Source organism: Mesorhizobium vachelliae (assembly GCF_033977325.1).
GTDB classification, from domain to species: Bacteria; Pseudomonadota; Alphaproteobacteria; order Rhizobiales; family Rhizobiaceae; genus Mesorhizobium; species Mesorhizobium vachelliae.
Map to the genome: position 1 here is coordinate 613,948 of NZ_JAVIIR010000002.1, position 20,074 is coordinate 634,021.

19 protein-coding genes are annotated in these 20,074 nt (G+C 65.0%); 6 read left to right on the forward strand and 13 right to left on the reverse strand.

What is annotated here, in order from left to right; all coding sequences use genetic code 11:
- Positions 1–250 precede the first annotated feature (250 nt).
- Positions 251–3,655, forward strand: coding sequence for an acyl-[ACP]--phospholipid O-acyltransferase (locus RFM41_RS06495; RefSeq protein WP_320246267.1), 3,405 nt, complete (start codon positions 251–253; stop codon positions 3,653–3,655).
- 101 nt (positions 3,656–3,756) lie between these two features.
- Here the strand turns inward: RFM41_RS06495 and RFM41_RS06500 are convergent, their stop codons facing one another.
- From RFM41_RS06500 to RFM41_RS06540, 9 genes are all read right to left on the reverse strand, one after another.
- The gene (locus RFM41_RS06500; RefSeq protein ID WP_320246266.1) at positions 3,757–4,716 is read right to left on the reverse strand and encodes a dihydrodipicolinate synthase family protein; all 960 of its coding nucleotides are present in this window, start codon (positions 4,714–4,716) and stop codon (positions 3,757–3,759) included.
- Between the two features lie 346 nt (positions 4,717–5,062).
- A complete protein-coding gene (locus RFM41_RS06505; protein WP_320246265.1) occupies positions 5,063–6,082 on the reverse strand; it encodes an isopenicillin N synthase family dioxygenase in 1,020 nt (339 codons plus the stop codon).
- Between the two features lie 161 nt (positions 6,083–6,243).
- Positions 6,244–6,900 (reverse strand): methionine ABC transporter permease, encoded by a 657-nt coding sequence (locus RFM41_RS06510; RefSeq protein WP_040980259.1) that lies wholly within the window; start codon positions 6,898–6,900, stop codon positions 6,244–6,246.
- Complete coding sequence (locus RFM41_RS06515; protein ID WP_320246264.1) at positions 6,881–7,972, reverse strand: methionine ABC transporter ATP-binding protein; 1,092 nt, start codon at positions 7,970–7,972, stop codon at positions 6,881–6,883. The genes RFM41_RS06510 and RFM41_RS06515 overlap by 20 nt, the downstream gene beginning before the upstream one ends.
- An 83-nt stretch (positions 7,973–8,055) precedes the next feature.
- Entirely contained in the window at positions 8,056–8,907 is an 852-nt protein-coding gene (locus tag RFM41_RS06520; protein WP_320246263.1) for a MetQ/NlpA family ABC transporter substrate-binding protein, read from the reverse strand.
- Between the two features lie 208 nt (positions 8,908–9,115).
- A complete protein-coding gene (cuyB, locus tag RFM41_RS06525; RefSeq protein ID WP_320246262.1) occupies positions 9,116–9,913 on the reverse strand; it encodes a cysteate racemase in 798 nt (265 codons plus the stop codon).
- Complete coding sequence (locus RFM41_RS06530; RefSeq protein ID WP_320246261.1) at positions 9,910–11,247, reverse strand: dicarboxylate/amino acid:cation symporter; 1,338 nt, start codon at positions 11,245–11,247, stop codon at positions 9,910–9,912. Before RFM41_RS06530 ends, cuyB begins: the two co-directional genes overlap by 4 nt.
- Positions 11,248–11,276: 29 nt before the next feature.
- Positions 11,277–12,113: a substrate-binding periplasmic protein gene (locus tag RFM41_RS06535; RefSeq protein ID WP_320246260.1), complete on the reverse strand. Its 837-nt coding sequence runs from the start codon at positions 12,111–12,113 to the stop codon at positions 11,277–11,279.
- A 202-nt stretch (positions 12,114–12,315) separates the two neighbouring features.
- On the reverse strand, positions 12,316–13,005 hold the full coding sequence (locus RFM41_RS06540) for an SDR family NAD(P)-dependent oxidoreductase (protein WP_320246259.1): 690 nt from the start codon (positions 13,003–13,005) through the stop codon (positions 12,316–12,318).
- A 188-nt stretch (positions 13,006–13,193) separates the two neighbouring features.
- Between RFM41_RS06540 and RFM41_RS06545 the strand changes: the two genes are divergently transcribed.
- Positions 13,194–14,309 carry an anhydro-N-acetylmuramic acid kinase gene (locus tag RFM41_RS06545; RefSeq protein ID WP_320246258.1) on the forward strand — a complete coding sequence of 372 codons (1,116 nt, stop codon included), beginning with the start codon at positions 13,194–13,196 and terminating at the stop codon, positions 14,307–14,309.
- Here the strand turns inward: RFM41_RS06545 and RFM41_RS06550 are convergent, their stop codons facing one another.
- Entirely contained in the window at positions 14,310–14,735 is a 426-nt protein-coding gene (locus tag RFM41_RS06550; protein ID WP_320246257.1) for a GNAT family N-acetyltransferase, read from the reverse strand.
- Positions 14,736–14,893: 158 nt separating this feature from the next.
- On the opposite strand from RFM41_RS06550, the gene RFM41_RS06555 reads away from it, so the two are divergent.
- The 3 genes from RFM41_RS06555 to RFM41_RS06565 all read left to right on the forward strand — a co-directional run bounded on the left by RFM41_RS06555 (position 14,894) and on the right by RFM41_RS06565 (position 16,911).
- On the forward strand, positions 14,894–15,433 hold the full coding sequence (locus tag RFM41_RS06555) for a dihydrofolate reductase family protein (RefSeq protein WP_320246256.1): 540 nt from the start codon (positions 14,894–14,896) through the stop codon (positions 15,431–15,433).
- 91 nt (positions 15,434–15,524) lie between these two features.
- Positions 15,525–15,944 carry a GFA family protein gene (locus RFM41_RS06560; RefSeq protein ID WP_320246255.1) on the forward strand — a complete coding sequence of 140 codons (420 nt, stop codon included), beginning with the start codon at positions 15,525–15,527 and terminating at the stop codon, positions 15,942–15,944.
- A gap of 1 nt (position 15,945) precedes the next feature.
- A complete protein-coding gene (locus tag RFM41_RS06565; RefSeq protein ID WP_320246254.1) occupies positions 15,946–16,911 on the forward strand; it encodes a sigma-70 family RNA polymerase sigma factor in 966 nt (321 codons plus the stop codon).
- A gap of 4 nt (positions 16,912–16,915) precedes the next feature.
- Here the strand turns inward: RFM41_RS06565 and RFM41_RS06570 are convergent, their stop codons facing one another.
- On the reverse strand, positions 16,916–18,094 hold the full coding sequence (locus tag RFM41_RS06570; protein WP_320246253.1) for an MFS transporter: 1,179 nt from the start codon (positions 18,092–18,094) through the stop codon (positions 16,916–16,918).
- Positions 18,095–18,142: 48 nt separating this feature from the next.
- Here RFM41_RS06570 and RFM41_RS06575 point away from each other — a divergent pair, with 48 nt between their 5' ends.
- Positions 18,143–18,682 carry an Lrp/AsnC family transcriptional regulator gene (locus RFM41_RS06575; protein ID WP_320246252.1) on the forward strand — a complete coding sequence of 180 codons (540 nt, stop codon included), beginning with the start codon at positions 18,143–18,145 and terminating at the stop codon, positions 18,680–18,682.
- Here the strand turns inward: RFM41_RS06575 and RFM41_RS06580 are convergent.
- Both RFM41_RS06580 and RFM41_RS06585 read right to left on the reverse strand, forming a co-directional pair.
- A complete protein-coding gene (locus tag RFM41_RS06580; protein WP_320246251.1) occupies positions 18,679–19,182 on the reverse strand; it encodes a DUF8737 domain-containing protein in 504 nt (167 codons plus the stop codon). The genes RFM41_RS06575 and RFM41_RS06580 overlap by 4 nt on opposite strands.
- A 12-nt stretch (positions 19,183–19,194) precedes the next feature.
- A complete protein-coding gene (locus tag RFM41_RS06585; protein ID WP_320246250.1) occupies positions 19,195–20,025 on the reverse strand; it encodes a class I SAM-dependent methyltransferase in 831 nt (276 codons plus the stop codon).
- Positions 20,026–20,074: the final 49 nt, after the last annotated feature.

Consider the following 20,074-nt stretch of genomic DNA (forward strand, 5'->3'; position numbering starts at 1 on the left):
CACTCTCTCTGAAACGAAAGGATCATATCGATGCTTGCCGATAGCCAAGCCCGCAAACATTCAGGTGCCTGGAAAGCCTGGAGGCCGATCATGGACGACAGATTCCAGGCGCCAAGAACAAGAAACAAATGGATTGGATTGAACCGCAGTAACGAAGCTTAACCGCTTCCCGATAAACAAGGCTCAAACCGTGCAAGTGTCCGCTCAGTTCAATCGGACTACCAGACGACCTTGCCCAATGGAAATTGCCATGAACACCCATCTGATGATGTCGCGGCGCTTCGCGCCTCTCTTCTGGACGCAATTCCTCTCGGCCTTCAACGACAATTTCCTGAAGAACACGCTGGTGTTCCTCATTCTCTTCACGCTGGCCAAGGACCAGGCCGCGTCGCTGGTGACGCTGGCTGGCGCTATTTTCATGGCGCCCTTCCTGCTGCTTTCAGCGCTTGGCGGCGAGATCGCCGACCGCTTCGACAAGGCGCTGATCGCGCGCCGGCTGAAATTCACCGAGATCGCCGCGGCCGGCGTCTCCGTCGTCGGCATCGCGCTGTCCTCGATCCCGGTGCTGATGGCGGCACTCCTGATGTTCGGCATCATCTCGGCGCTGTTCGGGCCGATCAAATACGGCATCCTGCCCGATCACCTCGAGCGCAAGGAACTGCCCAAGGCCAATGCCTGGATCGAATCGGCCACCTTCGCCGCGATCCTCGGCGGCACCATTGCCGGCGGCGTCGTCTCCGCCGACGGCATCGGCGTCGCGGTGTTCGGGCCGATCATGATGGCCTTGGCCGTCGGCTGCTGGGTCGCCAGCCGCTACATCCCCGCCACCGGTTCGGCGGCGCCCAACCTTGCCATCGACAAGAACGTCTTCCGCTCAACCTGGCGGCAGGTCGCCGAATTGCGCACCGACACGCGCATCTGGCGCGCCGGCCTGATGACCTCGTGGTTCTGGCTGGTCGGCGCGATCGTGCTTTCGATCCTGCCGGCGATGATCAAGGATTCGCTCGGCGGCAACGAGATCGCCGTCACCGCCTATCTCGCCGTGTTCGCCGTCTCGATCGCCATCGGCTCGGCCATCGCCGCCTGGATGTCGCAAGGCCGCATGGTGCTCCTGCCCGCACCGGTCGGCACCGCGCTGATGGCGCTATTCGGTCTGCTTCTGGCGTGGACCATCTGGAGCATGCAGCCGTCGCCCCGGGCCGACACGCTCACCGCCTTCTTCGCCGGCCCGAACACCATCCGCGTCGCCATCGACCTCGCCGGCATGGCGATTGCCGCCGCCTTCCTGGTGGTGCCGACCTTCGCCGCCGCGCAGGCCTGGTCGCCGGAAGCGCGCCGCGCCCGCGTCGTTGCCGCGGTCAGCATCGTCAATGCCGGCTTCATGACGGTCGGCGGCATCCTCGTCGCCGCGATCCAGGCCGCCGGCGTCTCCATCGCCGGCATCCTGCTCGGCCTCGTCGTCGCCAACGCGATCGCCGCCTGGCTGATGCTGAAATTCCTGCCGACCAATCCGTTCCGCGATTTCGTCTCGATCCTGTTCCGCGCCTTCCTGCGGCTGGAGGTCGAGGGCATCGAGAACCTCAAGGCGGCCGGCAAGGCGCCGATCCTGGCGCTCAACCATGTCAGCTTCCTCGATGGCCCGCTGGCGCTGACGCTGACCGACGAGGAACCGGTCTTCGCCATCGACTACACGATCGCCCAGGCCTGGTGGATGAAGCCGTTCATGAAGCTTGCCCGCGCTTTGCCGCTCAATCCGGCGAAACCGATGTCGACCCGCACGCTGATCAAGATCGTGCAGGGCGGCGATCCGCTGGTCATCTTCCCGGAAGGACGCATCACCGTCACCGGCGGGCTGATGAAGGTCTATGACGGCGCCGCCATGGTTGCCGACAAGACCGGCTCGATGGTGGTGCCGGTGCGCATCGAGGGGCTGGAGAAGAGCTATTTCTCGCGGCTGACCTCACAGCATGTGCGCCGCCGCCTGTTCCCAAAGGTCAAGGTGACCATCCTGGAACCGGTGAGGCTCGAAGTCGCGCAGGAATTGAAGGGCCGCCAGCGGCGCGCCGCGGCGGGTTCCGCGCTCTATCAGGTGATGTCGGACCTCGTCTTCCGCACCCAGGACATCGACAAGACGGTGCTTGAGAAGATCATCGAGACGGCCAACGAGCGCGGCATGAAGGAACTCGCCGTGCAGGACCCGGTCACCGGCTCGCTGAGCTACGGCAAGCTGCTGACCGCCGCCGCCGTGCTCGGCGAGAAGTTCGAGCACCTCTATGCCGGCCAGCAGGCGCTCGGCATCATGCTGCCCAACGCCAACGGCTCCTGCGCGACGCTGCTCGGCGTCATGTCGGCCGGCAAGGTGCCGGCGATGATCAACTTCACCGCGGGCGCTGCCAACATCCTGTCGGCCTGCAAGGCGGCGGGGGTGCGCACCGTGCTCACCTCCCGCGCCTTCGTCGAGCAGGCGAAGCTCGGGCCGGTGGTGGAGGAGATCGGCCGCTCGGTCGACATCGTCTGGCTCGACGATCTGCGCGCCACGATCGGCCTCAAGGACAAGTTGCTCGGCCTGTTGCGCAAGACGACGCCGCGGGTGGCGCGCAAGGCGGACGATCCGGCGGCGATCCTGTTCACCTCCGGCTCGGAAGGCACGCCCAAGGGCGTAGTGCTCACCCACCGCAACATCCTGGCCAATGCCGCCCAGGCCGCCTCGCGCATCGACTTCCATTCGGGCGACAAGGTGTTCAACGTGCTGCCGATCTTCCACTCCTTCGGCATGACGGCAGGCACGGTGCTGCCGCTGATCTCCGGCGTGCCGGTCTACTTCTACCCCTCGCCGCTGCACTACCGCATCGTGCCGGAACTGATCTACGGGTCGAACGCGACGATCATCTTCGGCACAGACACGTTCCTCGCAGGCTATGCCCGCACGGCGCACCCATACGACTTCCGCTCGGTGCGCTACTGCTTCGCCGGCGCCGAGCCGGTCAAGGCCGCCACGCGCCAGACCTATATGGAGAAGTTCGGCCTGCGCATCCTGGAAGGCTATGGCGTGACCGAGACCGCGCCGGTGATCGCCATCAACACGCCGATGTACAACAAGTCGGGCAGCGTCGGCAAAATCATGCCCGGCATGGAATACCGCCTCGAGCCGGTGCCCGGCGTCGAGGAAGGCGGCAGGCTCTTCGTGCGCGGGCCGAACGTCATGGCCGGCTACCTGCGCGCCGAGAACCCTGGTGTGATCGAACCGCTGGCCGACGGCTGGCACGACACCGGCGACGTCGTCACCGTCGACGATGCGGGCTTCATCTCGATCCGCGGCCGAGCCAAGCGCTTCGCCAAGATCGGCGGCGAGATGGTCTCGCTGGCAGCCGTCGAGGCGCTGGCGGGCGAACTCTGGAAGGGCTCGCTGTCAGCCGTCGCCACGGTGGCGGACGCACGCAAGGGTGAGAAGCTGATCCTCATCACCGAAGCCTCCGGCGCTACCCGCGCCGACTTCCTGGCCTTTGCCAAGGCCAACGGCGCCATGGACCTGATGGTGCCGGCCGAGGTGCGCGTCGTGCCGAAAGTGCCGGTGCTCGGCTCCGGCAAGCTCGACTTCGCCGGCGTCACCAGGATGGTGCGCGGCGAGGACGAGCTGAAGGTCAAGGCCGCCTAAAGCGGATGTAAGAACAGGCCGGCGGAGACACCGGCCTGTTCATTGCTCAGGGAACTGCGGGAGCGCGTGCGCACGGTGGTGCACTGACGCTCCGGATCTGCTCAGGCCGCGTATCGTGCCATTGCGGGCTGCCTCGACCATTGCGCGTACCAGGTGTCGAACAGCTTGAGCTGCTGCTCGGCGTAGCCGCGCTGGCTGTCGCTCAGCGCGTCCGTCTCGTTGAAGTGCAGCCTGTATTCGGGATTACCCTTCAGCACCATCATGTGCTTGAAATAGAGCACGAGGTCCGGTCCTTCGTCGAAGGAAGACAGTACCGCCAGCGCCGCGTCCAGCTCCTGCGCCAGCCGGCGCGCTTCGGCATCGCCTTTCGCCGCCGCCTGGCTGAGGCCCACGAGATGGAGCACTTCCTTCGGCAGCACGTTGCCGATGCCGGTGATGGCGCCGGAGGCGCCGCAATTGACGAAGCCGTGGAAGACCGCGGTGTCGACTCCGATCATCAGCGCAACGTCGTCGTCGCGGCTGGTGATGTTTTCCGCCGCGTAGCGCAGATCCGCCGGGCCGCCGAACTCCTTGAAGCCGACCAGGTTCGGGTGTTCGGCGCGCAGCGCGAAGAAGAGATCGGCGCGCGTAGCGAAGCCGTAATAGGGGCTGTTGTAGATGACCGCCGGCAGGTCGGGCGCGGCGGTCAGAATCGCCTTGAAGTGGTGACGCTGCGCCGTCACCGACGGCCCGCGCGACAGAACGCGCGGGATCACCATCAGGCCGCGCGCGCCGACCTTTTGCGCGTGGGCGGCGTGCGCCACGGCGCTGGCCGTGTTGACGGCGCCGGTGCCGACGATCACCGGAACGCCCGCCTTCACCAGGCGCTCGACGCCTTCCATGCGCTGCGCGTCGCTGAGCAGAGGCCAATCGCCCATGGAACCGCAATAGACGACGGCCGACATGCCGGCGGCGATCAGCTCGCGCCCCTTGCGCACCAGCGGGTCGAAGTCGGGCAGGCACTCATCGGTGCAAGGCGTCATCAGCGCCGGCATGCAGCCGGAAAAAACGTTGGCGGTCATTCGAGGTCTCCTTGAGCAGGCATGCAGATTGACCAGTTTGGCCCGACGCAGCACCGCTTGCCAAGCGGATAGTCGAGGTCGATCGCATCCGCAGGCCGACAAACGCCCCGATCATTGCGGCTTCGCCGCATAAGGAGGTTCTGGCATGAAAGAAAAAGGCCGGGCGCGAAAGCGGCCCGGCCAAGAATGAAGGTCATAACCTTCAGAGGGGAACATCGCCCGGCGCAATGGGAGGAAAACACCGAGCGATGCCCCTTATTTGGGGCCTGAGCAGTGTATTTTCCACGAACGGAATTCCAAAAAAGATCGAAATCGCGAAAAAATCTCGCTCAATCACAGGGAATCGTCAGCTGGCGGCCGATGCTTTTTCCAGAAGGTCGGCATAATGACGCCGCGCCACGTCGGGATGCGACCGCAGCCGGCCTTTCAGCACATTGGTCCCGACATTGCGGAAGAGCGGATTGTCGGGGTCGCTGGCCGGGCCGCGCGCCTGGGTCGCCAGTTCCTCGGGCAGGTCGAGCAGCGGGATGGTGGCGTCGAGCCGGGCGCTGAAGAAGAACGGCACCGAAATCCGTTCGACGCCGGGCGGCGGCGTGACGACGCGATGCACGGTAGCCCTGAGATAGCCGTTCGAGGCGAGCTCGAGCAATTCGCCGATGTTGACGACGAGCGTTTGCGGGATCGGGTCGACATCGACCCAGCTGCCGTCATACTCGACCTGCAGGCCCTTGTTCTCGTCCTGCAGCAGAAGCGTGAGGAAGCCGCCATCCTTATGCGCACCGACGCCCTGGTCGTCGCCGGTGGCATTGCGGCCGGGATAGCACACGATCTTCATGCGATGGTTCGGTTCGCCGCGATAGATCGGATCGAAGGCATCCTCCGGCTGGTCGAGCGACAGCGCGAAGGCCTTGAGCAGCCGGATCGCCACGTCGGTCGCCTTGGCCTGCCAGGCAAGCAGCGCGGGCTTGAGATCGGGGAGCGCCGCGGGCCACTGGTTCGGGCCCTGCAGCCGCGTCCAGGCCGGCACGCCCGGCCCTTGCGCAATGGCCGCGCGTTCGACGCCGATGTCGAGCTGCTCGCGCCAGTCGGCCTTGCCCCTGGTCAGCTCGCCGCCGGCGCGCGTATAACCACGAAACTGCGGCGACTTCACCATTTCGATGCCGAGCTTGTCGGCCTCCGGCAAAGCAAAGAAGCCTCGCGCGGCGCCCAGCACCGCATCGATCTCCGGCTGGGTGATGCCGTGGCCGCAGAGATAGAAGAAACCGACATCGCGGGCGGCGGTACGCAGATCGAACAAGAATGTCCGCAGTTCCGATGCGCCCTGCTCCAGGCGATCGAGATCGAGAACGGGAATTATTCTGGGCATTGACAGGTTCCTCTTGGCGAGACTCGCGACCCCATGTCACGATGACATGGGCGTCATTGCGGGTGAAGAAACGTACCAACCAATCTCATTGCAAACGGAGGAAGCTCGCGCTCAATTCCCGGCCGTCGCGGCAAATTGCGTTCGTCCCTTGCGCCCCAGCCTCATCCGCGGTGATCCAGCCGCGCGACCAGCCTGTCGCCGATCCACTGGATGCCGCAGACGAGCACAATGAGCACGACGACCACCGCGACCATCACACTGGTTTCGAAGCGCTGATAGCCGTAGCGTATGGCAAGGTCGCCGAGACCGCCGGCGCCAATGGCACCGGCCATGGCCGAAGCGCCGACCAGCGTCACCAGCGTCACCGTGAAACCGGCGACGATGCCCGGCAGCGCTTCCGGCACCAGCACCTCGCGGATGATCGTCCAGCGGTTGCCGCCCATGGCGCGCGCCGCCTCGATCAGCCCGTGATCGACCTCGCGCAGCGACACTTCGGCGATGCGGGCGTAGTAGGGCGTGGCGGCGATCGACAGCGGCACGATCGCCGCCCAGGTGCCGATCGAGGTGCCGACGATCAGCCGCGTCACCGGGATCAGCGCCACCAGCAAAATGATGAAAGGAACCGAGCGGAAGCCGTTGATGATGGCGCCGAGAATGCGGTTGACCCAAAGGCTCTCGGCGATGCCGCCGCGATCGGTGGCGACCAGGGCAAGGCCGAGCGGCAGGCCGAAGACCAGCGAGATCAGACCGGACGCCCCGGTCATCAGCACCGTTTCCCAGATCGAGCGGATGAGGAGTTCAAACAGGACCGGCGACATGGCCAAGCACCTCCACCCGCGCGCCGCGGTCTTTCAGGAATGTCGTCACCCGCGCAAGATGCGCGGCCTCAGCGCCGGCAACGGCCAGGAACAGCGTGCCGACGGGTTGGCCTTGGACATGATCGACGCCGCCCTGCACCAGGCGGAATTGGCCTGGCACCGCCGCGGCAAGATCGGAAAGCAAAGCACCGCGCGCGGCCTCGCCGGCGACATCGATCCTAAGGATCGTTTCCGCGCCTTCGCCCGGAACCAGCCGGCTGGCGATCTCGGGCGGCAATTGCGGCCGGATGCCGCCGAGCAGGCTGCGGGTGATCTCCGATTTCGGGTTGGCGAAGACCTGCCAGACGGCGCCCTCCTCCACGATCCGGCCGGCATCGATCACCGCGACGCGGTCGGCGATCGAACGGATCACCTCCATCTCATGCGTGATGAGCAGGATGGTGAGACCGAGCTTGGAATTGATATCTTTCAGCAGCGCCAGGATCGAACGCGTCGTCTCCGGATCGAGCGCCGAGGTGGCCTCGTCCGACAAGAGCAACGCCGGTCGGGCAGCAAGCGCCCTGGCGATGCCGACGCGCTGCTTCTGCCCGCCCGACAGCGAGGCCGGATAGGCCTTGGCCTTCTCCGACAGGCCGACGAGCTGCAGCAATTCCGCCGCGCGCGCCAGACGCTCGGCGCGCGGTCGGCCTTCGATCTTCAGCGGCAGCGCGACGTTCTCCTCGACTGTCTTCGCCGACAGAAGGTTGAAGTGCTGGAACACCATGCCGATGCGCCGGCGCAACGGCTGCAATTCGCGCTCGCCGAGGCGGCTGATCTCGCGGCCCTCGATGAAGACCTCGCCGGAATCGGGCCGCTCCAGCCCGTTCAGGCAGCGGATCAGCGTCGACTTGCCAGCGCCGCTGCGGCCGATGATGCCGAGGATCTCGCCCTTCTTCACCGTGAGCGAGACGCCGTCGAGCGCCGCCGTCGCGCCGAACCGGCGCTTCAGATCGACGAGGCGGACAACATCTTCCCGCCCGATCGGCTGGATGTGGACCGGACCGTCGCGTTCGGCCGTGACATGCTGGTTCATCTCTATGTCCGTTTCAGTGTCGCACAAACGCGACGGCGGCCCGCTCAGCAGCGGGCCGCCTATGTCTGCCAGCCAGGTCCCGATCAATAGGCGCTGATCCCCGTGCCCTTGTAGACCTTGTCAAACTCGGCCTTGACCGCCTCGTTCTGGTAGGAAGCGACCAGCGTCTTGACCCAGGGTTCGTTCTCGCTGCCGGCCTTGACCGCGATGAAGTTGCGGTAGGGATTGTCGGCCACCGGTTCCTGCGCGATGCGGTTTTCGGGGCCGAGCCCGCTCTTCAGCGCCCAGTCGGTGTTGACCACGGCGGCGTCGAGATCGTCCACCGAGCGGCCGACGATGCCGGCGTCGAGTTCCTTGATCTCGAGCTGCTTCGGGTTGTCAGCAATGTCGGCGGTCGTCGCCAGGATACCGGTGCCGTCCTTGAGCTTGATCAGGCCTTCATGTTCCAGCACATGCAGCGCCCGGCCTTCATTGGAGGGGTCGTTCGGCACACCGATGACGGCGCCTTCCGGCAATTCGGCGACCTTGGCGTGCTTCTTCGAATAGAGGCCGATCGGCCAGACGGCCGTGTAGCCGACCGGCACGATGTGGTAGCCTTGCGTCTTGATCTGGTTGTCGAGATAGGGCTTGTGCTGGAAAGCGTTGGCGTCGATCTCGCCGCGCTCCAGCGCCTCGTTGGGCTGGGTGTAGTCGTTGAAGACCACAGCCTCGATGGTCAGCCCTTTCTTGGCCGCCTCGGCCGTGACGACGCGCCAGACATCCTCATCCTCGCCGCTGATGATGCCGACCTTGATCGACTTCTTGTCCTCGGCGAAGGACTGCGACGTCGCTCCGAGGCCGATGATGGCCAATGTCGTGGCGAGAAACACGCCAAATCCGGCGCGCCTGGTGATTGACGTAACGAGAGATTTTGAAGCGTTGCCGCGTTCGGACATGATGCGTTCCTTGCGATCCTGAAATCATTTTGGCCTGGCGGGATGCGAAGCCTCGATATCAGCATCACCAATGCTGCCCGGCTGGGCAAAGAAGCGCTTTTCCTCTCAAGCAGGACGCGGAAAATATTCTCTCAAAGATTTTATGACCTGGAGAACGCCGGCTGCTCGCAAGCCGGCTTTGATCTGGTGGAGGCCGAAGCGGTAAAGCTTACGAGGCTCGCTGCGCAACGCGCCAGCTCGATCGGCCATTCCCGCGCAAGCGGGGCACCGTCGGCAGGCCCCGGGCTTCCTGCACGCCGAAGCCCAATCGTCTCAGGCTGGCTCGCGCCAGGGCCGCATTGCTGTCGATGACGATCAATCCGTTCGTATCGCCGAGGCTGGCCGCCACCACAGACAATTCGGTGCAGCCAAGAAGCGCCGCATCGGCGCCGGCCAGCTGCGCGAGATGAAGCGCGCGCTCGGTCTCGGCCGCGGCTTCCGCGATCGACCCAGCCTTGACGAGCATGATCGCGCTGTCGACGCGCTCCTGAAACTCGGCATCCTGCGGAAGGCATAGGTCGAACCCCGCCGCCGATATCCTGTGCTGGTAGAAGCCGGAAACCAGCGTGCCCCGGGTTGCGAGGTTCGCAACCCGGCCCCGGTCCAGGCTGCGGCGGATTTCCGCCACCACCGCGTCGCCGATGTGGATGATCTCTGCCCGCGAGTTCGCCGCCAGCTTGTCGTACCAATGATGGGCGGTGTTGCAGGGCATGGCGATATAGTCAACGTCGAGCGCGTTGAGCGCCGAGACCGCGGCCGTCAGCGGCGCCAGCGGCCCGTCATGACCGGCCAGGATCGCTTCGGTCCTGTCGGGAAGTTGCGGCACGCTGAGGATGACGCAGGGCAAATGCTCGTTGTCGCGCAGCGCTTCTGTCATCCGGGTCAGCTTGAAGTAGAAGTCGGCCGACGCCAGCGGCCCGAGACCGCCGATGATGCCGAGCTGTGGACGGATGCTGTCGTCGATCATCGCGCGGGCTCGGCTTCGAGCTCTTGCGCGACGGGTTCATCGGACTGCGCCGTCTCCCTGTGGCTGGGCGCGATCAAGGCCGTGCTCGCCGCCACGGTGCAGACGCTGGCCAGCGTCATGAACGTATCGAGGGCCGCATCGACCGCGACGAACAAGGCAAAGGCCGCCTCGAAGGGAAGCTTCAGATAGCCGCACACGATGGACATCTGCGACAGGATGAGCAGGCCGGTCATCCCGCTGGTGGTGAGCGCGAGAAGCGCGGAGACGACGCCGACGAGCAGGAGGTCCGGGATTGCGAGCGGATGGCCGTAGAGCTGGGCGATAAACAGGGAGCCCGAGGTGTAGAACAGCGCCGGGCCTGTTCGCAGCAGTGCCGCCTGCAGCGGCACGAGCAGTTCGACCACCACCAGGTTGAAGCGCAGCCGCTCGCTCAGCAGATTGATGATCCAGGGCAGCGAGGCGACCGTGGAGCGCGTCGTGATGGCCACCATGAGCAGAGGCTGCAGGGTCTTGATCGTGGCCCAGTAGCTCCGCCGCGAGCGTATGGCGATGACGGCAAATGCGCCGGCGAGGAATGTCAGGCAGCAAAGGCCCATCACCAGCAGATAGCCGCCCATCAGCATCAGAGGCTTGGTACCGGTCGAGGCGGTCTGGTCCGCGATCAGGACGAAGGTTGCAAAGGGCAATCCCCAGACGAACCAGTTGGTCAGCACCGTGCAGGCCCTGTACACGGCGTTGAGCGCCTGCGACAGGCTGATGGACGAGGGCTGAGGGATTTTCCCCATCGCCAGCCCGAAGAGCAGGCAGAACAACAGGACCTGGATGGTCTGGCCGGAGGCCAGCGCGTTGAAGACGTTGTTCGGCACCAGATCCAGGAAGATCGAATGTCCGGCGTCCGGGTCACCGGTGGACGGGGGCGGCTGGAACGGGAATGCGAGATCGGTGGAGACGCTGCCCTGGGAATTGATGAACTCGCCGAGCTCGATGCGCGATTGCGGGTTCTCGATCTGGCCGGGCTTGAGAATCAGCGAATATGTGCCGCTGACCAGCACGGCGAGGAACGACACGACCAGTACCGCTATCCCGACCTTGCCGAGATAGCGGACCGATTTCGGATCCTGGACCATGGCTGTGATCGAGAAGATCACGGACGAGACCAGATAGGGCAGGACGACCATCTTGAGGAAATTCAGGTAGACCTGCGCCACGGGGCTGATCGCATGGGCGAGGGCCGGATAATAGAGTCCGCACAGGATCCCGGCCAGGATCATGATGATCGTCATCGCCGGCGAGCGCAGGATGCGCTTTGCCGCAAGGCGCCAATCGAAAGGCATGGGTGCGGCTACATCCGAGACGGCCATTGTCAGGCTTTGCTCCCCTGGCGATAGCGCGCGATGATCTCGTCGGTGTTGAGGACCTGCTGGCCGCGCGCCAGATCGAGATAGAGATCGACAAAGGCCGCCAGATGCGGATTGTCCGGCCGCACGCCGACCGCGATCGTGTCGACCTTGTCCGTCAGCGTGATCGAGCGCGCGACCACAGTCATCGATGGATCGTCGACCATCAGCTTCTTGATCTCGAAATCGTCGCGATAGGCGAGGTCGATCGTGCCGTTGCGGATCGCATCGATGACCGTGTTCCAGCCCGCGAAGCGCTGGATCGTGGCGTGTGGGAAGGTCGTGGCCGCATAGGCGGCGAAGGACGAGCCTTCGATCACGCCGATCTCGCCGGAGAAATCGCGGATGATCTGTTCAGGCGGCTTGCCTTGCGCGATGCGCGCCAGGTTCAGGCGGTTGGCGAGCAGCCCTTGGTGCAGCATCGCGTAGGGCCGCGAATAGAGGATCGAGCGACCGCGCTGAAGGGTGCGGCTGAGCTTGCCGATCGCCAGGTCCGCCTCATCCGAGACCAGCTTTTGCACCATGGCGTCGAAGGTCACGGCGGACCGGTCGAACACCGGTTCGACGCCAAGCTCCGCGGCTATGCCGCGCGCAAGGTCCATATCGATGCCGCTGTTTCCAGAGCCGTCGGCTGGAAAGAACGGATCCGAGGCGAAGGCCGGCATGGCAATGCGCAGCTTGTTGTCGCCGACGATGGGTTTTGGGACGTCTTGCGCCTGGGCCGGCGTGGCCACGGCTTGCGCCTGCGCGATCAGCAGCCCTCCGCCTCCGGCTGCAAACAGCGTGCGACGTGTAAGCGGCATGCCCATTCTCAATTCGTGCAGGAGAGCCGGACAACTGATCTGACTAATCCGCAGTATGCACGCCGAAGTTAAGTAAAGGTATCTTTTATTTTGCGCTTTTTTACATTGCAGATCGCTAAAATGACACCAGGATATATGCAGACTTGCTAAAATAACAAGTCCGCGGCAGGGCGCGTTGTTGCACGGTTCGTGCGATGGGTCGTCAGAACGTCTCGACCCAGGGCCTCAACTCGACCTCGAAGCTCCAGGCGCTGCGATGCTGGCGATGGACGGCGAGATAGGTCTCGGCGATCGCGTCGGGCGACAGGCGGCGATCCGGCCGGTCCGCTTCGGCGGCCTGCCCTGCCGGCTCGATCTGGCCGTCGATGATGAAATGCGCGACGTGGATGTTCTTCGGGGAAAGCTCGCGCGCCATCGATTGCGCCAACCCGCGCAGGCCGAATTTCGGCATGGCGAAACCGGCCGAGCCGGAGAAGCCTTTGAGGCTTGCCGTGGCGCCGGTGAACAGGATCGAGCCGGAGCCGCGCGCGAGAAGCCGTCGCGCCGCCTGCTGGCCGACCAGGAAGCCGCCATAGGCGCCGACAAGCAGGGCTTGCTTGACCGCCTCCGGATCGAGCTCGGCGATCGGCCCGCGCGTGCGGCCGCTGGCGTTGAAGACGGCGATTTCGAGCGGCCCTGCCTTGTCGGCCGCCTCGAACAGCCGCTCGACGGAGGCCGCGTCCGACACGTCGGTCTCCACCGTCAGCGCGCCTGTTTCCTTGGCCAGCGCGGCCAGCTTGTCGACATTGCGGGCGGCAAGGACGATGCGGAAACCCTCCTTGCCGAGAAGCCGCGCCAGCGATGCGCTCAGTCCGGAGCCGGCGCCCGCGATCACTGCGACATTGGCTGCCATGCGTTTCCTCCTTGAGGTATCTCGATGTCGAAGCCACAGGCTCGCGCCTTCGGCGACAAGAGGCAAGAACGTGGTTGCTCGATTTTCGCCATTTGGCGCAAAAGGCGGCCTGGATGGCCCCGGCGAAAGACTTGCCTGCCGGGCCGATCCGTCCGACACGTGGATGAAGGGCGATTCGAGGAACGACCATGGAACCAATCTGGGCCGTCGGCCTGATGACCGGCACGGTGCTGGACGGCAACATCGACGTGGCGCTGATCAAGACGGACGGCGAGCGCATCGCTGACACCGGCACCTATGCTCTGGCCCCCTACCCGCAATCGATCCGCGCCCTGCTCGAACAGACGCTGCGCCAGGCGCGCGCCTGGAATTTTGAGGGGCCGGAACCGGCGATCTTCCGCGAGGCCGAGGAGGCGCTGACACGCGCGCAATCGGCGGCGGTCAGGGACCTGGTCGAAAGCCAGGGGATGAGCATGGCCGATATCGGCATCGTCGGCTTCCACGGCCAGACCGTGCTGCACCGCGCGCCGCAGCCAGGCAGGATCGGCAGGACTCGCCAGCTCGGCGATGGCGAGCTGATGGCCTCGCTGCTCGGCACTAAGGTCGCCTATGATTTCCGCTCTGCCGATGTCGCGGCCGGCGGGCAAGGCGCGCCCCTGGCCGCCGCCTATCATGCGGCGCTGCTCAAGCAGGCGGACGTCAGCGGCGATACCGCCGTGCTCAACCTCGGCGGCGTCGGCAACATCACCTGGTGGGACGGCAAGGGCGATATCGTCGCCTTCGACACTGGGCCCGCCAACGCGCCGGTCAACGATTTCATCAAGGCGAAGGGCCTTGGCGAGATGGACCGCGACGGCAAGCTGGCCGCCGCCGGCAAGGTCGACGAGGAACGGCTCGCCAGGCTCCTGCAGCATCCGTACCTGACGAAGCCCTACCCGAAATCGCTCGACCGCTTCGACTTCACCGCGGCGATGGCCGACGGGCTCGGCGCCGAAGATGGCGCGGCGACGCTCACGGCCTTCACCGTGTCGGCTGTCGGCAAGGCGCTCGACCTGTTGCCGCGCCGGCCGAAGCGGCTGGCGGTGAGCGGCGGCGGGCGCCACAATCCGACGATGATGGCGATGCTCGAAAGCCGCGCCGGTGTCGAAGTCGTGCAGGCCGAGACGCTTGGATGGAAGGGCGACGCGGTGGAAGCGGAGTGCTTTGCTTTCCTCGCCGTGCGCGTGCTGCGCGGCCTGCCGATCAGCTTTCCGAGCACCACCGGCGCGCCCGAGCCGATGCGCGGCGGAAAGCTGGCTGGCTGATCAGGGCTGCAATTTCTTCTGCAGGAAGATGCGGCTGCGGCCGACCGGAAAATCCGGCAACTCGCCGAACGACTTGTAGCCCTGGCGCCGGTAGACCTTCTCGGCGGTCGGGTTGAAGGTGTCGATCCAGGCGCCGTGGCAACCGCGCGCGATGGCTTCCTGTTCGGCGGCGTCGAGCATGTTCGCGGCGCTACGCCGGCCGCGCAGCTTTTCGTCGACCCACAGCCACTGCACATAAAGCCAGCCCCAAGCGGTATAGCCGGAAATGCCGGCAACGATGGCGCCGGTTTCGTCACGCACGAAAACCGCGAGCGACTTTCGGCCCGACGCGCCGACATCGGCATCGTTGAAGGCGGTGAGGTTCCCGCTCAGGCAAGCGAGGTCCTGCGGCAAGGGCTCGGCCGTGACTTCCAGGGTCGTCTTCATCGCACTTTTTGCTCCGGCCGATACTGCGCCAAGGCATATCGAAGGACCCAAGGTGTCTGCAAGCCAGCCACGGTCCGCAAATAATTTCCCCGGCACGTATCCCGGAGCGCATCTCGTACGTCCTAGGAGCGTCGTCCACGCAAGCAGGAGAAACTTTGATGAGGAAATTGATCGTCGGCAGCTTCGTTTCGCTCGACGGCGTTATCGAGGCGCCCATGAACTGGGCATCGCCCTTCTTTGTCGGAGACGCGCTGGACCATTCCTATGAGAAGGCCGGCGAAGCGGAATACTTCCTGCTCGGCCGCGTGACCTACGAGCTGTTTTCCAGCCGGTGGCCGCAGATCCAGGGCAAGTATATGGACCGCATGAACGGGCTGAAGAAGCTGGTCGCATCGCGGACCCTGACGGAGGTCGGCTGGAACGCTTCCCTGATCGAAGGCGACGTCGCGACGGGTCTCGCCGCGATCAAGGCGCAGGACGGCGGCGATATACTGAAATACGGCGTCAGCCAGCTCGACCAGACCCTGCTCGCCAACAAGCTCGTCGACGAATATCAGTTGTCGATCGTGCCGATACGGGTCGGTCAAGGAAAGCGCGCCTTCCAGGATGTCGATCCATCCCTGCTCAGATTGGAGCTCACGGACACGCGCCGGTTCGAGAGCGGTGTCGTGACGCTGACCTATCGCGTGCTGAAATGATCTTGGCGCCCACGTATCCTTTTCCAGCGGCCATCCGTCTTGGAGTCGGCTGGCGATCATGCCGGCCGCCAAACACCGAGACCGTCGGGCCATGTTGAAGACCTACGCAGGAAGCTGCCATTGCGGCAAGGTGCGGTTCGAGGCGGATATCGACCTCAGCCGGGGGACCGTCAAATGCAATTGCTCGACATGCACCAAGACGCGCTCCTGGGTGGGGTTCGTCGGTCCTCAGCATTATCGGCTGATATCCGGGGCCGAAGCGCAGACCGAATATCAATGGATCCCGCCGGGCCGGGAGGCGCCCAGCATCCAGTATCACTTCTGCGCGACCTGCGGCGTGCGCATGCCGGCGCGCGGTGACGTTCCGGCGCTCGGCGGTATCGTCTACGCCATTCCGATGGCGGCTCTCGACCGGATCGACCCGGAGGAACTGGCGGCGGCGCCGGTGATGCATGTCGACGGCAGGCACGATCGCTTCGACCGAACTTCCGACGACATCAGGACGATGTAACATGGCTGACCTTGCCTCGCGGAAAGCGCATAACGGTGTTCGTCTCGCCATGACGATGCAGCCAAGACCTGAGCCCAGCGGGCTCTTCGACATTCGCTATGCCGCGTTCCTGGAGACGGTTGCGCATCTGCGGGAGCGGCTGCACCGCTATTGCACGCGCATGACGGGCTCGGCGCTCGATGGCGAGGACGTCATGCAGGAAACGCTGTTCGAGATTTATCGCAAGATCGAGACGATCGACGATCCAGGCGCGCTTCGTTCCTGGATGTTTCGAACCGCGCATAACCGCTGCATCGACTTCCTCCGGAACCGGCAAACGCGCCAGCGCGCCGAGGCCAATTTCGCGGTCGATGAGATCGTTCTGCCGGGCGAACCCGCGGGCCAGGGCGCCGATCGCGCCATCGAGCGGCTGGTGATCCACCTGCCGCCGAAGGAACGTGCCTGCATTTTGCTGAAGGACGTCTTCGACCATTCGCTGGGAGAGACAGCCGATCTCGTCGGGTCGACGGTCGGCGGCGTCAAAGCCGCGTTGAGCCGTGGCCGCGCCAAGCTGGCCGCGCTGCCGAGCCAGCCTGTCATCCGTTCCGAGCCTTCGCCGGATCCGCAGCTTTCACGACTGCTGACGCGCTATGTCGAACTCTTCAACCGCCGCGACTGGGACGGCGTGCGGGCATTGACCAGCGCCGACGCGCAATTGCGGGTGTCGGACTGCTTCAGGGGATCCTTGTCGGAGTCGATCTATTTCGTCGAATACGAAAAGGGTAAAGCGAATTGGCGGGTGGCGATCGGCGCGGTCGATGACGAGATCGTGCTGCTCGTGCTCCACCGCGGCGACGCGGGCTGGGAACCGGCCTATCCGGTCCGGATCGAAGCCGCCGACGAGACCGTCATTCGGATTAGCGACTATTACGCATGCCCGTGGCTGTTGAGAGCGGCGCGCATGGTTGCCATCGCGAACCCGAACTGACTGGTCAGCCGGCTGAGCGCCACGCCGCGGCGCCGGCCGCCACCAGCATCAGTCCGGCGGCGATCAGGGCGCAATTGGCGAAGCCGAGGCTCGTGTAGAGCGGGCCGAAGCCTGCCGTGCCGACGGTGACCGCGAGATAGGTTACCGCGCTGTTCAGGCCCATGATGGTGCCGCGCCGCGAGGGATCGAGCGCGGTGAGCCGCATGACCAGCACGTTCAGTCCGAAATGGTTGGCAAGGCCCCAGACGGCGATCGTCGCGATCAGCAGGCCGAAGCCGGTGCTGGCCAGGGCAATCGCGACATAGACAGCGGCGACCAGCAGATAGGCGAAGGGCATGACGCGGCGGGCGCCGAGCCGGTCTATGACGCCGTCGAGCAGAGCTGCCGCGCCGAAGCCGAGGCCATAGGCGATGGCCGCCAGGCCGTTGGCGCTGACCGGCTCGCCGAGGGCTTCATGTAGATGATCGCCGAGATAGCCGTAGACGCCGTAAAACGCGGTCATGAAGGCGCCGCAGGCGATGAGCAGCGGCAGGATGCCGGGAACGGCGAGCGCGCCGAGCGGCGACGGCGCGGGGCCGCTTTTCCTGGTGTCGTGCAACGAACTCATCGCCAGGCCGGCAACGGCGGTTCCCGCCAGCAACGCCACGGCGGCGAAGACGGCGCGCCAGTGGATAAGATCGGCGATAACGGCCGACAGCGAGACGCCAGCGACCATCGAAAGCGTCCAGCCGGTCAGCACCACCCCAATGGTGCCGCTCTCGCGGCCAGGCGGCGCGATCGCGGCCGAGCTGGCATAGATCGCCGGCATGGCAATGCCTGCGGCAATGCCGGCGACGAGCTGGGCCGCAACCAGCAACGCAACCGTCAGCGCCAAAGCACTGGCGACCAGCGCCAAAGCCAGCAACAGTAATGCGCCCTGCAGCATGCGGCGCGCGCCGATCCGGTCGATGTAGCGGGCAAGGAAGAGCGCGCTGGCCGACGTGCCGAGGCCGAAGGCGGCGGCAGCCGTCATCACCGCCGGCACGCTGGCGCCGAACGACGCCGCCACGGCGGGCGCGATGGGTCCCAGAACCAGCGAATTGGAACCGATGACGGCGATGCAGCCGGTCAGCAGATAGGCGGCGGCCGGGATCGACGCACGGGGCGCCTCGGTTATAATTGCTGATTGATTGGTGTTCGACATATCATCATAATGGCCGAATTAAATTCCGTATCAATGGAGAATTTCCATATGGACGCAGAAACAGATGACATTCAGCGGAACAAGCATCCAGCCCGCGAGGCCGACCCGATCGACCGAAAGATATTAGGCGTTCTGGTCGAGGACGCGACCATCAGCTACGCCGAGCTCGGCGAGCGCGTCGGCCTGTCGCCGCCGGCGGCGCATGAGCGGGTCAAGCGGCTGAAGCGAAGCGGCGCCATCCGCGCCACATCGGCGATCATCGATCCCAGGGCCGTGAAGAAGCCGCTGCTTGCCTTCGTGCATATCGACACCAGGGGCTGGGGCAAGACACCGGAACTGATGGCGGTCTCCAAATATCCGGAAGTCGAGGAGATGCACACGGTCGCCGGCGACACCTGCATGCTGCTCAAGGTGCGCACCGAGGACACGCGCGCGCTGGAGGGCCTGCTCGCCCGCCTCTACGACACGCCCGGCGTCACCTCGACGCGCAGCTATGTGGTGCTGTCGACCTATCTCGAGCGGCCGGTGCAGCCGGAGATCACGAGCGAATGGCCGGCGCCGAAGCATATGGCGACGCCCATGTATTAGGTCGCCGCCAGCTGATGGCGCCTGGAACGCGCCAGCAGATAAAACGCCGCGACATGCGTGATCATCAAAAGCGGCACGTAAAGGATCGGGATCGCATAGGTCGCGCCCAACTGGCCGGCGTGGCCGGGAAGGTCGAGCATGACGCCGTGGTAGTAGTCGCCGACAAGGTCGACCACGCCGACGACATTGAAGGCGACGACCAACGGCCAGAAGATCGAAGGCCTCGCCACCGCGAATAGCGCCAGCATGGCGAGCAGGCCGGTGGCGAAGTCGCCATAAGCGGCGAAGCTTGCGAAGCCAGGAGCAAGGTCGGGGGCGACCACGCCCGGAATGAGGAAGACGAGCCCGAAGAAGCGGAAGCTGTGCAGCGTGGCGATGGCGCGCTGCGCCTCGATCGGCTCCATCGACTTGAGCTTTGGCCAGATATAGGCGCCGAAGCAAAGCAGCCACGGCACATAGCCGAGCGCGAGATGGATGTTGAAGATTACGGCTGGTGTCATCTTCGCCTCCTCTCAAACCTTAACCGGAATGGCTTCGAACACCGCCGTCAGGATGCCCAGCCGTCCCTCCATGAGGTTGCGCCCGAGATTGGTGGCGAGTTCGGCAAACCCCTGCCCCATGACGACGCCGAGATTGAGCGAAGGCGGCGGGCCGGAGGCGCGGAGCTCGGCGAACCAGGCCTTGGCGACGGCCGTGTCGTCGCGGCGAACGAGCGTGCCGAAGCCGGCGGCCTCGATCGCATCGCAGGTGGCTTCGGCCGGCAGCAAAAAACTTTCGCCGGGCGTCTTCGCCCACGGAACCGGATAGTGCGGATCGCCGCCGTTGAGCACGACATCGAAGGTCGCGAATTTTCCGCCCGGCTTCAGCACGCGCCTGATCTCGCGATAGAGCAGCGGCCGGTCGGTGATGTTCATCGCCACATGCTGCAAAAGCGCGGCGTCGAAGCGACCATCTTCGAAAGGTAGTGCCAGCGCGCTGCCGGTTTCAAACGACACTTTGTCGTCCTGGCCGGTTCGCGCCGTCAGGTAACGCGCGGCCTCGACAAAGGGTTCGCTGAGGTCGACGCCTGTCACCTCGCAGCCATAGGTCGCTTCCAGGAAGCGAGCCGGCCCGCCGACGCCCGACCCGACGTCGAGCACCGACATGTCGGCGGTGATGACGGCAAGATTGGCGAGTTCCGCCGTCGCGGCCAGCCCGCGGGTGTGGAACTGGTCGAGGGTCGCCAGTTGCTCCGGCTTCAGCCTCTGTTGCTCAGGCCCAAACACCGCCAGTGTGGTCTTCAATCGATCGGTCAGGCCCGTCGCGCGGTAGTGATCGCGCACGCGGTCGAGTTCATCGGTCATTGCCATTTCCCTTCGGGTTTCCAAAGTCACGGAAGAAATACGACCGCTT

Bases quoted from the DNA above. Each gene is read 5' to 3' on its own strand.
- RFM41_RS06570 (WP_320246253.1), bottom strand. From the start codon at position 18,094: ATGTCGAACACCAATCAATCAGCAATTATAACCGAGGCGCCCCGTGCG.
- RFM41_RS06495 (WP_320246267.1), top strand. From the start codon at position 251: ATGAACACCCATCTGATGATGTCGCGGCGCTTCGCGCCTCTCTTCTGG.
- RFM41_RS06560 (WP_320246255.1), top strand. From the start codon at position 15,525: ATGTTGAAGACCTACGCAGGAAGCTGCCATTGCGGCAAGGTGCGGTTC.
- RFM41_RS06540 (WP_320246259.1), bottom strand. From the start codon at position 13,005: ATGGCAGCCAATGTCGCAGTGATCGCGGGCGCCGGCTCCGGACTGAGC.
- RFM41_RS06510 (WP_040980259.1), bottom strand. From the start codon at position 6,900: ATGTCGCCGGTCCTGTTTGAACTCCTCATCCGCTCGATCTGGGAAACG.
- RFM41_RS06535 (WP_320246260.1), bottom strand. From the start codon at position 12,113: ATGCCGCTTACACGTCGCACGCTGTTTGCAGCCGGAGGCGGAGGGCTG.
- RFM41_RS06515 (WP_320246264.1), bottom strand. From the start codon at position 7,972: ATGAACCAGCATGTCACGGCCGAACGCGACGGTCCGGTCCACATCCAG.
- RFM41_RS06500 (WP_320246266.1), bottom strand. From the start codon at position 4,716: ATGACCGCCAACGTTTTTTCCGGCTGCATGCCGGCGCTGATGACGCCT.
- RFM41_RS06585 (WP_320246250.1), bottom strand. From the start codon at position 20,025: ATGACCGATGAACTCGACCGCGTGCGCGATCACTACCGCGCGACGGGC.
- RFM41_RS06530 (WP_320246261.1), bottom strand. From the start codon at position 11,247: ATGCCTTTCGATTGGCGCCTTGCGGCAAAGCGCATCCTGCGCTCGCCG.
- RFM41_RS06550 (WP_320246257.1), bottom strand. From the start codon at position 14,735: ATGAAGACGACCCTGGAAGTCACGGCCGAGCCCTTGCCGCAGGACCTC.
- RFM41_RS06505 (WP_320246265.1), bottom strand. From the start codon at position 6,082: ATGCCCAGAATAATTCCCGTTCTCGATCTCGATCGCCTGGAGCAGGGC.
- RFM41_RS06555 (WP_320246256.1), top strand. From the start codon at position 14,894: ATGAGGAAATTGATCGTCGGCAGCTTCGTTTCGCTCGACGGCGTTATC.
- RFM41_RS06545 (WP_320246258.1), top strand. From the start codon at position 13,194: ATGGAACCAATCTGGGCCGTCGGCCTGATGACCGGCACGGTGCTGGAC.
- cuyB (WP_320246262.1), bottom strand. From the start codon at position 9,913: ATGATCGACGACAGCATCCGTCCACAGCTCGGCATCATCGGCGGTCTC.
- RFM41_RS06565 (WP_320246254.1), top strand. From the start codon at position 15,946: ATGGCTGACCTTGCCTCGCGGAAAGCGCATAACGGTGTTCGTCTCGCC.
- RFM41_RS06580 (WP_320246251.1), bottom strand. From the start codon at position 19,182: ATGACACCAGCCGTAATCTTCAACATCCATCTCGCGCTCGGCTATGTG.
- RFM41_RS06575 (WP_320246252.1), top strand. From the start codon at position 18,143: ATGGACGCAGAAACAGATGACATTCAGCGGAACAAGCATCCAGCCCGC.
- RFM41_RS06520 (WP_320246263.1), bottom strand. From the start codon at position 8,907: ATGTCCGAACGCGGCAACGCTTCAAAATCTCTCGTTACGTCAATCACC.